Raw genomic sequence first — 12948 nt, forward strand, 5'->3', positions numbered from 1 at the left:
CTGCCGGGCGGACCAGGCCCGTGGCACTCGATAAGCTAAAGGCATGACTTCTGAAGCAACTGCAGTGCCCATTGTGCGCGCCGACGGCCGCGCCCCCGACCAGCTCCGGCCCATCAGCATCACCCGCGGATGGTCCAACCAGGCTGAAGGCTCGGCGCTGATCGAGTTCGGCAACACCAGGGTCCTGTGCACCGCTTCCCTCACCGCCGGCGTTCCCCGCTGGCTTAAGGGCGAGGGCCGTGGCTGGGTCACCGCCGAGTACGCCATGCTGCCCCGGGCAACGAACACCCGATCGGACCGCGAGTCCGTCAAGGGCAAGATCGGCGGCCGTACCCATGAGATCTCCCGGCTGATCGGCCGGTCCCTGCGCTCGATCATCGACACCAAGGCCCTGGGCGAGAACACCATCGTGCTGGACTGCGACGTGCTGCAGGCCGACGGTGGAACCCGGACCGCGGCAATCACCGGCGCCTACGTGGCCCTTGCCGATGCCATCCGCTTCGCCCGCGACAACAAGCTGATCGCGCGGAACGCCCAGCCCCTGATCGACACCATCGCTGCCGTGTCCGTGGGCATCATTGACGGCGTTCCCATGCTCGACCTTCCTTACGTGGAGGACGTCCGGGCCGAGACGGACATGAACGTCGTGGTCACCGGGTCCGGCAAATTCGTGGAGGTCCAGGGCACCGCCGAGGGCGCACCCTTCGACCGTGACGAGTTGAACCAGCTCCTGGACCTGGCCCTGCTGGGCACAACCCAGCTCGCGGCCATCCAGCGCGAGACGCTGGCGGACACCCTGTGAGTGGTGCGGCCACCCCGCGGCTGGTCCTCGCCACACACAACAAGGGCAAGCTGCGGGAGCTGCGCGAGCTCCTGCGCGGGCAGGTACCGGGGCTCGACGTCGATACCCAGGTAGTCGATGCAGCCGCGGCAGGTGCGCCGGACGTCGTCGAAACGGGCGTCACCTTCGCCGAAAACTCGCTGCTGAAGGCCCGTGCGGTGGTGGCCGCCACCGGCCTCGTGGCCATCGCCGACGACTCGGGCCTCGCCGTCGACGTCATGGGCGGTGCGCCGGGCATCTTTTCCGCGCGGTGGTCCGGCAGGCACGGCGACGACGAAGCCAACCTCAATCTCCTCCTGGGCCAGCTCTCCGACGTGCCGGACCAGCACCGCGGTGCTGCGTTCGTCTGCGCAGCGGCCCTGGCCGTCCCGGGAGCGGAGGGGGCGGACACACGCGAGGTGGTGGAGTACGGGCAGCTCGAAGGCGTCCTGCTGCGCGAACCCCGCGGGGAAGGTGGGTTCGGCTACGACCCCATCCTGCAGCCGGCCGGCGAGGAGCGCAGCTGCGCCGAGTTGTCCGCGGAGGAGAAGAACGCCATCAGCCACCGCGGCAAGGCCTTCCGTGCGCTGCTGCCCGCCATCGTGGCGGCACTGGAATCGCAGTCCGCCTGACCCCGGACAGACGCTGCACTGACCGGAACGGTCCCGGAAATGCGGACGAAAAAGGCGCGGTCCCCATGGAGGGGACCGCGCCTTTCGCCATCCGGCTACTTAGGGTGGCGGGGAGTCTTGTGCTCGTCCTCCGGAGTGTGTTCTTCAATGAACTCGTCAACGGCGTCGGTACCGTAGGCCTGGGCCTGGCGCTTGGCGGACATGCCCCGCAGGACCTCGATGCCGATGGGCAGCACCGAAACGAGCACGATGACGATGAAGATGATGTCCAGGTTGTCACGCACCCACGGGACCTTGTCGCCGAGGAGGAAGCCGAGCAGCGTCACGCCGCCGCCCCACAGCAGGGCGCCGATGACGTTGTAGAGGAGAAACTTCTTCTTATCCATCTGGGCCACGCCCACGATGACCGGCACGAAGGTCCGGATGATGGGGACGAAGCGGGCAAGGATCAGCGCCTTGCCGCCGTGCTTTTCGAAGAACGCGTGCGCGTTCTCCACGTTTTCGCGCTTGAACAGGCGGGAATTTGGCTTGTTGAAGATGGCAGGGCCGGCCTTGGACCCGATGAAGTAGCCGGTTTGGTTTCCAATGATGGCTGAAATCACAATCAACAGGGCAAGCAGCCAAATGTTGAACTTGATGGTGTCCGTTGCAACCAGCAGGCCGGCGGTGAACAGCATGGAATCGCCGGGGAGGAAGAAGCCCACCAGCAGGCCGGTCTCCGCGAAGACGATGCCGCACACCAGCAGGACCACCCATGGCGCCAGGGCAGGATCGGCCAGGAAGATCTGGGGGTTCAGCCAGTCGGGGAGGAAGGAAGCCAGCTGCGGCTGGACCGGTCCTGCACCGCCCAGCATGGACACAGCAAGGTCGTTCATCAGGGGAAAGTTCACCCTTCAAGGGTACTTGACGGGCCTGCGCCGGGCGGTCCGGACGGGCCGGCAGCCTGTCGGGTCCGGACGCCTTCCGGCGGTAAGGTTGCTGGCGTGGGTTTGGACTTTACGGCGATTGACTTTGAAACGGCGAACGGCTTCAGGGGCTCTCCCTGCGCAGTTGGCCTAACGAAAGTCCGCGGCGGCAAGGTGGTAGAGGAAGCAGCGTGGCTGATGCGGCCACCGGCCGGACACGACCACTTTGACTACCACAACGTCCGGATCCACGGCATCACCGCCGCGGACGTCGCGGGCCGGTCCCGCTTCGGTGACCTGTTTCCTGAAATCGGGGCCTTTATTGGCGACGACGTCCTGGCAGCCCACAATGCCGCCTTCGACCTCGGCGTAATCCGCTCGGCCCTGGAAGTCTCCGGACTTCCCGGCCCCGCCTACGACTACGTCTGTACCGTGATGCTGTCCCGCCGGTGCTACTCCCTGGTGTCCAACTCCCTGCCGTTCGCGGCAGAGGAGGCCGGAGTCCCGCTGCTCCGGCACCACGACGCCGCTGAGGACGCCCGGGCCTGCGCCGGAATCCTGATCGACATCGCCCGCCGGAACGGAGCCAACAGCCTGGCCGAGCTCTACCTGTCACTGGGACTGGTGATGCCCCGGCAGCACGCTTTTGATCCAGCCGTGGACCAGTTGTCCAAGCAAAGCCTGACCGCCCTTGCCGGCGGATCCGGGAACGGCGCCGCGCTGGTGCGGCCTTTCCAGTCCGGCTGGCCGGACGAAGGCCCCAACCCGGAGCCCAACCCGGACGCGGAGCCCGGCCATCCCCTCTACGGGCAGACCGTCGTGTTCACCGGTCAGCTGTCCATCGGGCGGCCGGAGGCGAAAGTCCGCTCCGCCGAGGCCGGTGCCCGGACGGAAAGCCGGGTGACCGGCAGGACCACCGTCCTGGTGGTCGGTGACGGATTCGTGGCCGCGGATCTCCGTTCCGGGCGGCTGACGGGCAAGGCCCGCAGGGTGCTGGAGCTCCACGACCGCGGGCAGGCCATTGAGGTGCTGTCCGAAGGGGAATTCCTGCAGATGGTGGGGAGCATGGCCGGCGCGGCCACCGCGTAACCGCCCGGGTAACCAGGCGGCCCAAGCCAGACGAAGCGGCGTTGCCGCACCGGCGGAAAGTTCACGGGACGCAACAATCCTTCCTCGCGGTGGCGGCCCGATTCTAGCCTTGCACCATGAGCCTCTTCGCGTTCCCCAACCCCGTCAACGAGTATGCGGCCCGGGTCACGGCCGGACTGGTGGTGCTCGCCGCGGTGGGCACAGCTCTGAGCGGTTCCGTGTGGGGTTTGGCTGCCATCGCCGCGGGATTCTGGCTGAGGCTGCTGTTCGGCCCCCGGATCTCACCGCTGGCGTTGCTGTCCGTGAAGGTCATTACGCCGCGGCTGGGCAGGGTCAAGCTCGTGGCCGGACCTCCCAAGCGTTTCGCCCAGGGGATGGGCGCGGTGGTGTCCACCGCGGCGCTCGTCCTGTTCCTCGCCGGTGCCGTACCGGCGTCGTGGGCTGTCCTGGGCCTCCTGATCGTGGCGGCTTCGCTGGAGGCATTCCTGGCGATCTGCCTGGGCTGCGTGATCTTCGGCTGGCTTCAGCGCCGCGGGCTGATCCCGGAGGACGTCTGCGAAGCGTGCAACAACATCAGCCTTCGCCGGTTGTGACCCCCACCAGGAGGTCCGCCATGCCCCGGATCACTTCCGGAGCCTCAAGAACCTCAAGCCACTCTGCCGGCAGGCACGCCTCGCCATAGTAGGCGCCCAGGATGTTCCCCGCCACGGAGCCCGTCGAGTCGCTGTCGCCGCTGTGGTTCACGGCCAACGCCACCGCCTCCCGGAAATGGTGCACCGGAGCGTCCCCGGCTGCGTCATCGGCGGGGCGGGTGGCGAGGACGGCGTAAAGGCCGACGGCGAGCGCTTCCTCCGCAACCCAGCCCTCGCCAAGTTCCGCGACGAGTTCCTCGGGCGAGACGATACCTTTGTCCGCGAGCCGCACTGCCGCGTTTAGGCGTCCCGGCAGTTCCGGCGCCACACCGGTGATGCCGGCGGCGTGGGCCGCCACCGCGGCGGCCGCATCGGGCAGGGCTTCGCCGGAGATGAGGCGGTGGATCAGGAGGCTGAACACCCCGGCGCTTTGCCGCGCCGAAGGGTGCCCGTGCGTCAGTGCGGCGGCATCGGAACTCAACTTATAGACGGCGTCGGGCGTTACATGCGGCACCAGGCCGAAGGGTGCCGAACGCATGACGGTGCCGCAGCCCTTGGAGTCCGGGTTCACGGGCCGTGCGGACGTTCCCATTTCTCCGGTGGCCAATCCGGAAATGCAGGCCCGGCCGGGGTGGCGGCGCTGGTGGAGGACGGCATGCCCGTCGATCCAGCGGGGCTGCGGGGCCGGTGCCGCAGCCCCGGCATTCTCACCCTGGGTGGCAAGCCACCGCAGGTAGGCCAGCCACAGGCACGCGTTGACGTCGGCGCCAAATCCCGAGTTGGCCCACTCCAGCGCTTCAACCAGGCCGTCCACGGTATACAGCGTCATCTGCGTGTCGTCGGAGATGTGGGTACTGCCGGAGATGGCTGCGAAGTCCCTCAGCCCCTCCGGGCCGAAACGGCGCCGGATATCGGCAATCGGATCGAATTCGACTTCGTAGCCGAGGGAATCGCCGAGTGCGCCGCCGAGCAGGCATCCGTGGATGCGGGACTTCAGTGCGGGCACGGCAGTGTCAAAGCTCATGCTGCAAATCTACCGTGGGCGCGCCGCGGCCCGGAAAGCATGCACCCTCCCTGCCCGCGACGCTGCCGGCATCCGGCATGTATCCAGCCAACGCCCAGCCGGAGCTGGAAGAATACTGGGGTTGCCCGGCGGCAGCACCCCTGGCCCCTACCCAAAGGTCCCATCATGAGCTCTTCCGTTCCCGACCGACACGATGCCCTTCCCGGCACCTCCGACGCCGTCCGTCCGGGGCTGCTGCCCAGGCTTGGCGCCGAAGCGTTCGGCAGCCTCTTCATCGCCGTCGCCGGCCTTGGGGTACCGCTGTTCAGCATCCCGCAGTCCAGCCCCCTTCCCGCCACCCTTGCCGCCGGCCTCGCCGTGACAGCGGCGATGCTCGCGGTGGGCCACGTTTCCGGCGGCCACTTCAACCCGGCCATCACCCTGGGCCACCTTCTTGCCGGGCGCATCCGGGCCGGTGCGGCAGCTGCCTATGCCGTGGCCCAGCTGGCCGGCGCCGTGGTGGGGGCTCTGGTGCTGTTCGCGGTGCTGCGCACCCTTCCGGGCATCGCCGACAGCCGCACCGCCTTCGATACCGTCACCGCGGGCTTCGGCGAGCACTCGATTATCCAGGCGCCCGTCGCTGCGGTGCTCCTGCTCGAGGTGCTGGGCGCAGCCATCGTGGTGGCAGTCTTCCTCGGGGCAGCCGCCCGCGAACGGGCCGGCGGCGTCGTCGCGCCCTTTGCGGTGGGCCTGACCTTCGCTGCCCTCCTGCAGTTGGGCCAGGCAATGGGAAACCTGCCCTACAACCCCGCCCGGGCGCTGGCGTCCGCCGTCTTCAGCTCAGGCTGGGCCGTTGAGCAGCTTTGGGTATTCCTCGTGGCGCCCCTTGCGGGTGCGGCCGTCGCGGGCCTGCTTTTCCGCATCTTCCGTGCTGCGCCGGTGCCTGCGCCCGTCGCAGCGGACACGTCCGACGACGATGCCTCCACGGAGGGGAACCCTGGAGTTGCTGCGGGGGCCCGCACGGACCACACAGCCGGCACCGCCGGAGAAGCACGCAGCGCGGGGCAGCCGGACCAAGCGGCCCGGCCCGCCGGAGCCGCCGCGAGCGAGGCCCAGGAGTTCTTCGACGGCAAGCGGGGCTGAGGGCCGTTGACTGTGGGATGCCACTGGCGGTTTGCGGCGCTGGCGCAAACTGTCAGTGGCAGCCGATAGCTTAGAAAGATGCGGTTACTTCACACATCGGACTGGCACCTCGGCCGGTCTTTCCACGGCGTGGGCATGCTTGAGGCCCAGCGTGCCTTCGTCACCCAGCTCGTTGCGGCGGTGGCGGAGCGCGGGGTCGACGTTGTCCTGATCTCGGGAGACGTCTACGACCGCGCCCTGCCCGGCGTCGACGTCGTGCGCCTGCTGGATGAGGCCCTCGTGGGGATCACGGACGCCGGGGCAAAAGTGGTCCTCACCAGCGGCAACCACGACTCCGCCATCCGCCTGGGCTTTGCGGCCCGGCTGCTCGAACGCGGGGGAGTGCACCTGCGCACACGCGTCGAAGACCTGGACAAGCCGCTGCTTCTGCCGCTGGGTCCGGATGCTGCCGGCAGGGATGCCGTCGCCGCCATCTACGGGATCCCCTGGCTGGAACCGCGGCTCGTGGCCGAGCAGCTGGGTGTGGAGGCGGCCAGCCATTTCGACGTCACCCGCGCCGCCACCACCCTGATCCGGGAAGACATCGCGCGGCGCGCCGGCACCGCTGCGGTCCATTCCGTGGTCCTGGCGCACACGTTCGCCAGCGGCGGCATCAGCTCGGACAGTGAACGGGAACTCAGCATCGGCGGGGTGGGGGCAGTCCCGCTGGACCTGTTCGACGGCTTCAGCTACACGGCGCTGGGCCACCTGCATGGACGCCAGTCCCTTTCGCCGCAGGTCCGGTACTCGGGCTCACCGCTTGCCTATTCCTTCTCCGAAGCCAACCACAGCAAAGGTGCCTGGCTGGTGGATCTCGGGCCGGACGGCGTCACAGCTGTTGAGGAAGTGCTGTGGGACGCGCCGCGCCGCCTTGCGCTCCTGCGCGGTCCCTTGGCGGAACTGCTGGAGTCACCGGAGCATGCATGGGCCGAGAACGCCTACTGCCAGGTCACACTCACGGATGACCAGCGGCCGGCACGGGCCATGGAGCGGCTCCGCGCACGGTTCCCGGACACCCTGGTGCTGGGCTTCGACCCCCAGAACGGCGCACCGGCGGTGTCCACCAGCTACAGCAGCAGGCTCGCCGAAGCCCCGGACGACCTCTCAGTGTGCTGCGGGTTCCTCGAACACGTCCGCGGCCGGACACCGGACGACGCCGAGAAGGCAGCGCTCGCGGCCGCACTGGAGAATGTCCGGCTCCAGGAGGCGGCCCTGTGAGGATCCACCACCTCCGCATCTCCGGCTTCGGCCCCTTCGCGGGGACCGAGGACGTTGATTTTGACCGGCTCAGCGGTCACGGACTGTTCCTCCTGAACGGGCCTACGGGTGCGGGCAAGACCAGCGTCCTGGACGCCATCTGCTTCGCCCTGTACGGCTCTGTGCCCGGTGCACGGCAGGACGGCAAACGCCTCCGGAGCGACCATGCCGAGCCCTCGCAGGAACCTGCGGTGAACCTGGAATTTTCGGCGCAGGGCCGGCGCTTCGAAGTCACCCGCTCACCCGCCTGGGACAAGCCGAGCGCGCGCGGCAGGAACGGCTTTACCACGCAGCAGGCAAAGACCCTCCTGCGGGAACGTGTTGACGGCGCCTGGGTGGAAAAGTCCGCCCGCAACGACGAAGCCGGCGCGGAAATCACCGCGCTGCTCGGAATGGACCGCGATCAGTTCACCCGCGTAGTGATGCTCCCGCAGGGGGACTTTGCCGCCTTCCTCAGGTCGAAGGCAGCTGACCGGCTCGAGTTGCTGCAGAAGCTCTTCGGTACCCAGCGCTTCGAAGCCCTGGAACAGGAGCTTTCCCGGGAGGCGCTGGCCGCCAGGGAAAGTGTCGCTGCGCTTTCGGGACAACTTGAACTGCTGACTGCCCGAGCCGAATCCGAAGCCGCGTCCCTGGAGTTGGCGGAGGATGGCGCCCTGGCGGCAGACAACGCGGCCGATCGGCTGGAGTGGCTGCAAAAAGCCGTGGCGCAACGCCTGGAGGTACTCCGCGGATCCGCGGCGGACGCTGAAGCGGCGGCCGCAGTGCGAACGCTGGCAGTCGATGAGGAAACCGGCCGACGCGAACGGCGGCGCAGGCTTGAAGCGGCCGAAGCCCGGCGGGAGGCTGTTTCGGTTGCAGCTCCCCGGCTGGAGGAACTTGCGGCCCGCCTGGCGCGGCACCGCAAAGCCGAAGTCCTCCAGGGCCAGCTGAAAAACGTTGACAGCGCGGCGGCAAGGGTCGCCAGTGCGTCCCGCGCCGCAGAATCGGCACTGACGCTCCTCACCCTTGCCGCTGACGACGACCCCGAGCTGGCGCCGTTGGACCTAATGAACGCAGCTGTAACCGGAAGCAGTGCGGCATCCCTTCCGGCATCCGTCACTGCGCCCGCCGCAGATGAACTGGGCCGGCTCCGTTCCCTCTTGGCCGTTGTGGAGGCGCGCCTTCCCGACGAAGACAGGCTGCAGGCCTTGCGGAAGCGTCACGCCGACCTTGGCAGGAAACAGGCAGAGCTGGAGGCAGCCGGAGCCAGGCTCGGTATCCGCTCAACGGCCCTCCTCGACGAACGGGCAGGCCTCGAAGCCGGGGTGGGGCCGTTGGAACTGCTGGCCGGAACCGCTGCCCTGCGGAGCAAGGAAGCCGCCTCAGCAGGAGAGCTCCTGGATGTGGTGCGCCGCCACGCGTCAGCCGTCACGGCGCGCGATGCGGTGAAGCTGCGCTGCGACGCGGCCAGGGGACGCCAACTTGAGGCCAAGCAGCAATGGCTGGACCTGAGGGAGGAGCGGCTCAACCATGCCGCCGCGGAACTTGCCGCCCAGCTGCAGGCCGGGGACCCTTGTCCGGTGTGCGGCAGCGCGGAGCACCCCGCACCTGCCGCCGGAGGCAGCCAGGGCCCGGGGATGGCCCAGGCTGAGGACGCAGCACACGATGCCTACGAGGCTGCGGACGCCGCCCTTGCCCGGGTTGGCGCCGAGCTGGCCACTGCTGAGCAGTCGGTGGCCGTTCTTGCAGGGCAGGGCGGTGACACTCCCGAGGAAGAGGCCCTCGCCGCCGCCGGAGTGGCGCGTACTGCGGCCGCTGACGCGGAGCGCGCGGCAGCCGAACTTTCAGAGGTGCGCGGAAAGCTTGAAGCAGTGGACGCCGGAATAGCCGAAGCCGCAGCCGCCAAAGCTGAGATTGATGCGGGGCTGGCACAGGCAGAGTCCTCGCTGGCAGAAGTGTCTGAACAGGCCGCTGCACTGGACGATGCGCTCTCGGAACTCCGGGCCGGTCGTCCCAGCCTGGCCCGGAGGCTGCGCTCGCTGGAGGGCGCGGTGGCTGTGCTCGACAAGGCCGTGGCAGCTCAGGCCGCACTGACAGCGGCGCAGTCACAGGCGGACGACGCCCTTGAACAGCTTGAGCTGGCGTTGCCCGCTGCCGGCTTCGCGACGGCCGACGAAGCACGCGGCCAGCTCCTGGACAGCGTCGACGCCGACGGGCTCCAGGCCGAAGTCCGCGCCGGCCAGGATGAAGCAGCCAGGGTGCGGGAGCTGTTCGCGGCTGAGGACCTGGTACGCGCCGCGGAAGAGAAATCCGGCGGGTTTGACCCCAACGGGGAACGGCTCGCCGCGCTGGAAAGCGACGCTGCCGGGGCCCGCGAACGGGCGCGTGAGGCGGACCTCGCCGCCGGGATGGCCGCACGGTGCCTGGCATCGCTGGCCGCCATCAGCCGGGACTACGCCGCGTTGGCGGGTTCTGCCAGGGAACCGGCGGAGCGGGCACGGATGTTGGCGGGGCTGGCGGACGCGGCCGCGGGCAGGGGCGAGAACACATATCGGATGAGCCTGAACAGCTACGTCCTCGCAGCCCGGCTGGAGCAGGTTGCCATTGCAGCGTCCGAGCGGCTGGTGGCGATGAGTGACGGCCGGTACCTGCTGCAGCACACTGACGCAAAAGCGGCCCGCGGAGCCAAGTCCGGGCTGGGACTCGAAGTGGTGGACCAATGGACGGGCCACCGACGTGACACATCTACCCTGTCCGGTGGCGAATCCTTCATGGCATCCCTGTCCCTGGCGCTGGGCCTTGCTGACGTCGTGCAGCAGGAATCCGGGGGAGTGGAAATCGAAACTTTGTTTGTGGACGAGGGCTTCGGCAGCCTCGACGAGCAGTCACTGGAGCAGGTCATGGACGCCCTTGAGGGGCTGCGCGATGGCGGCCGCGTGGTGGGGCTCGTCAGCCACGTCGGCGAGATGAAGCAGCGGATCGGGACCCAACTGCAGGTGCTCAAGGGCCGGACAGGCTCCACGCTGAGGATCTCGGAAGCACTCGGCGCCGGCTAACCCGCAGCTGGGGACCGCGGTTCAACTGCAGGCGTAGAATGGTTCAATTACCGGGTTGCGCGCATCGGGAGGAGGGACGATGCGCACGATTTGAACGAGCCCGGAATTGACTTCACACACCCCTTCTCCGACGTCGCCGCCAACCGCGCCGCCGTCCCCGGCATCAACTGCACCCGGACCGCTGCCGCAACCGGCCTCTGGCGTCGCCCAACCGGCCAGGACCGGCAGGTTTGCCCGGCTTCCCCAGCTGGCCGGCCGAAGCTTCATACCCCTTGGCCTTTTTGCCCGGCTTCCGCTCGCCATGCTGACAGTGGGCACCCTCACGATGGTCACTTCCGTCAGCGGGTCCTACGCCGCCGGCGGCACGGCAGCCGGTGCCGTGGGCATAGGCTCGGCCCTTGGCGCCCCGGTGCTCGGTGCGCTCGCCGACAGGCGGGGACAGCGGCCCGTCCTGCTGACGGCGGCGATCGTCAATACAGTAGCGGTCCTGGCCCTGATCCTGGCAGCCACCACCTCCGTGGCCTCCGGTGGACTGTTCGGAGCCGTTATCGCGGCGGCGCTGGTTTCCGGTGCAAGTTCCCCGCAGGTTGGCCCCCTTGCCCGGGTGCGTTGGATGGCGCTGGCATCGGAGGGTCCGGCGTCGCAGCAGGCCACAGACCTTGACACTGCCCTGTCCTACGAGAGCACCGCTGACGAAGTCACGTTCGTCCTGGGCCCGGCCCTGGTGGGAATTCTGGCCAGCCTCCTGGCGCCGTGGCTGCCCCTCGCCCTGGCCGCCGCCATGACGGCAACGCTGGTACCTGCGTTCGCAGCCCACCCGACCCACCGGGCAGTGCGGCCCGCCGTGCGGAAGGCAGTTACGGGGCAGCCGGCCGCCCGGGCCGGAAGGCTGCCGGCCGCCGTCGTCCTCCCTGTCGCCGCCATGGTCTGCATGGGAACGTTCTTCGGTTCGACGCAGGCAGCCCTCAGCTCGTTCTCTGCGCCGTTCGCGGGACCGGAAATTGCCGGCCTGCTGTACGCGGCTGTGGGCTTGAGCTCCGCCGCCGCGGCACTCTCGGTGGCCTACTGGCCGCGCACCTTCACCCTGCCCCGGCGATGGATCGTGTCCGCCGTGCTGATGGCGCTCCTGTCACTGCTCCTGCTGCTGCCGGATTCGCTGGCCGCCATGGTGGCCGTGCTGCTGGTCCTGGGGATCCCGGTAGGTCCGGTCATGGTGACAGTTTTCACGGCAGGCGGCGTCCTGGCACCCGCCGGCCGGCTGGGGACGGTCATGACCGCCTTGGCCAGCGGCATCGTGGCCGGCACGGCACTGGGTTCAGCCATCGGTGGCTACCTCGCAGAGGCGGGCGGCCATCACCTTGCGTTCCTGGTCCCCATTGCAGCGTCCATGCTGCTGGCACTGCTGGGCGCCGCTGCCGCCGTCGTGCTTGGAAAGCGCGGAACCGGCAGCCTCGGCTGACGCGGCTTCGGGTCCGGAGGCGCAAGCACGGCCGGACGGGTCAGGCCAACTGCTCCTGGATCCTCGCCGCGCTCCCCGCCAGAGCGGCACCCACGGCCGCGGGATCGTGGGCGGAACGGATGTAGACGACGGCCAGGGCGGCGGGCCGGCTTCCCGGGACCCTGATGGGGGCCGCCAAGGAGGAAACCCCCGCAATAACCTCGTCGTGGCTTGCCGAGTAGCCCAGCCGGCGGGCATTGCCGGCCTCCTGCCGGTAGGCCGTGCCGGTGTCCAGCCTGTCCCATTCGGCCTGGGTGAACGCTGACTGGATGGCGATGCCCGGTGCCCCGGCGTTGATGGGATGCCTTGTGCCGGGGTGCTGGGCCACCGTGGCGCCCGAGTGCCGCGGCTCGACGGTAACCAGCGTGATGCAGTCATGATGGTCCCAGACGGCGATGAACGCCGTCATATCGAGGGTGTTTGCAAGGTGCGTGAGCTCCGGGAGCGCGGCGGACTGGAGGTTTCGCGACACCCCCCGGGCCAGGACCGCCAGGCCGGGGCCGGGCTGCACCTTGCCGGCATCGTCCCGCACCAGCAGTGAATGGTCCTCGAGCGTGCGCAGGATCCGGTAGGCCACCGACCGGTGGACTCCCATGGCATCGGCCAGTTCGGCAATGGTCATGGGGCCGGGTGCAGCTGCCAGGATCTCAAGGGCGCGAATGCCGCGCGAGAGAGTCTGGGAGGGCGAAGCCTGGGCTCCCGGTCCTGCCGGGGCGGCTGCGGTGGAAGTCATGGAGTCCATCCTAGGCGCGCCGAGCGGGTGGGACTGTCCTTTATGGGAACTTGCCGTTCATATATGGAACTCAAACAGCATTCCGCCGTTCACCGCAAAATTCGACCTTACCGTGTCGCGTATCACAATTTCCGTAGTACGCTACTAACTAACTGACCGTTC

11 protein-coding genes are annotated in these 12948 nt (G+C 68.7%); 8 read left to right on the plus strand and 3 right to left on the minus strand.

The genetic code is table 11. The features are described from left to right. The first annotated feature begins 43 nt into the window (after window positions 1-43). Entirely contained in the window at window positions 44-802 is a 759-nt protein-coding gene (gene rph, locus UC32_RS07320; RefSeq protein ID WP_045730582.1) for a ribonuclease PH, read from the plus strand. Further along, window positions 799-1452: an RdgB/HAM1 family non-canonical purine NTP pyrophosphatase gene (rdgB, locus tag UC32_RS07325; protein ID WP_045730583.1), complete on the plus strand. Its 654-nt coding sequence runs from the start codon at window positions 799-801 to the stop codon at window positions 1450-1452. The genes rph and rdgB overlap by 4 nt, the downstream gene beginning before the upstream one ends. Window positions 1453-1547: 95 nt before the next feature. Here rdgB and UC32_RS07330 read toward each other — a convergent pair whose 3' ends face one another. Further along, window positions 1548-2327 (minus strand): DedA family protein, encoded by a 780-nt coding sequence (locus tag UC32_RS07330; RefSeq protein ID WP_045730665.1) that lies wholly within the window; start codon window positions 2325-2327, stop codon window positions 1548-1550. Between the two features lie 108 nt (window positions 2328-2435). Between UC32_RS07330 and UC32_RS07335 the strand changes: the two genes are divergently transcribed. Both UC32_RS07335 and UC32_RS07340 read left to right on the plus strand, forming a co-directional pair. After that, on the plus strand, window positions 2436-3446 hold the full coding sequence (locus UC32_RS07335; protein ID WP_045730584.1) for a 3'-5' exonuclease: 1011 nt from the start codon (window positions 2436-2438) through the stop codon (window positions 3444-3446). 116 nt (window positions 3447-3562) lie between these two features. Beyond that, window positions 3563-4039: a DUF4395 domain-containing protein gene (locus UC32_RS07340; RefSeq protein ID WP_045730585.1), complete on the plus strand. Its 477-nt coding sequence runs from the start codon at window positions 3563-3565 to the stop codon at window positions 4037-4039. Here the strand turns inward: UC32_RS07340 and UC32_RS07345 are convergent. Next, window positions 4020-5102 (minus strand): ADP-ribosylglycohydrolase family protein, encoded by a 1083-nt coding sequence (locus tag UC32_RS07345; protein WP_045730586.1) that lies wholly within the window; start codon window positions 5100-5102, stop codon window positions 4020-4022. The genes UC32_RS07340 and UC32_RS07345 overlap by 20 nt on opposite strands. 165 nt (window positions 5103-5267) lie before the next feature. Between UC32_RS07345 and UC32_RS07350 the strand changes: the two genes are divergently transcribed. The 4 genes from UC32_RS07350 to UC32_RS07365 all read left to right on the plus strand — a co-directional run bounded on the left by UC32_RS07350 (window position 5268) and on the right by UC32_RS07365 (window position 12014). Next, window positions 5268-6224: an MIP/aquaporin family protein gene (locus UC32_RS07350; RefSeq protein ID WP_045730587.1), complete on the plus strand. Its 957-nt coding sequence runs from the start codon at window positions 5268-5270 to the stop codon at window positions 6222-6224. 78 nt (window positions 6225-6302) lie between these two features. Further along, complete coding sequence (locus tag UC32_RS07355; protein ID WP_045730588.1) at window positions 6303-7481, plus strand: exonuclease SbcCD subunit D; 1179 nt, start codon at window positions 6303-6305, stop codon at window positions 7479-7481. Next, entirely contained in the window at window positions 7478-10555 is a 3078-nt protein-coding gene (locus tag UC32_RS07360) for an AAA family ATPase (protein WP_045730589.1), read from the plus strand. Before UC32_RS07355 ends, UC32_RS07360 begins: the two co-directional genes overlap by 4 nt. Window positions 10556-10661: 106 nt before the next feature. Further along, window positions 10662-12014, plus strand: a complete 1353-nt coding sequence (locus UC32_RS07365) for an MFS transporter (RefSeq protein WP_082071982.1) — start codon at window positions 10662-10664, stop codon at window positions 12012-12014. Window positions 12015-12054: 40 nt separating this feature from the next. On the opposite strand, the gene UC32_RS07370 is transcribed toward UC32_RS07365, so the two are convergent. Next, a complete protein-coding gene (locus UC32_RS07370; RefSeq protein WP_045730590.1) occupies window positions 12055-12786 on the minus strand; it encodes an IclR family transcriptional regulator in 732 nt (243 codons plus the stop codon). Window positions 12787-12948 lie beyond the last annotated feature (162 nt).

This window comes from Pseudarthrobacter chlorophenolicus, assembly GCF_000962805.1.
In the GTDB taxonomy this organism is placed as follows: Bacteria; Actinomycetota; Actinomycetes; order Actinomycetales; family Micrococcaceae; genus Arthrobacter; species Arthrobacter chlorophenolicus_A.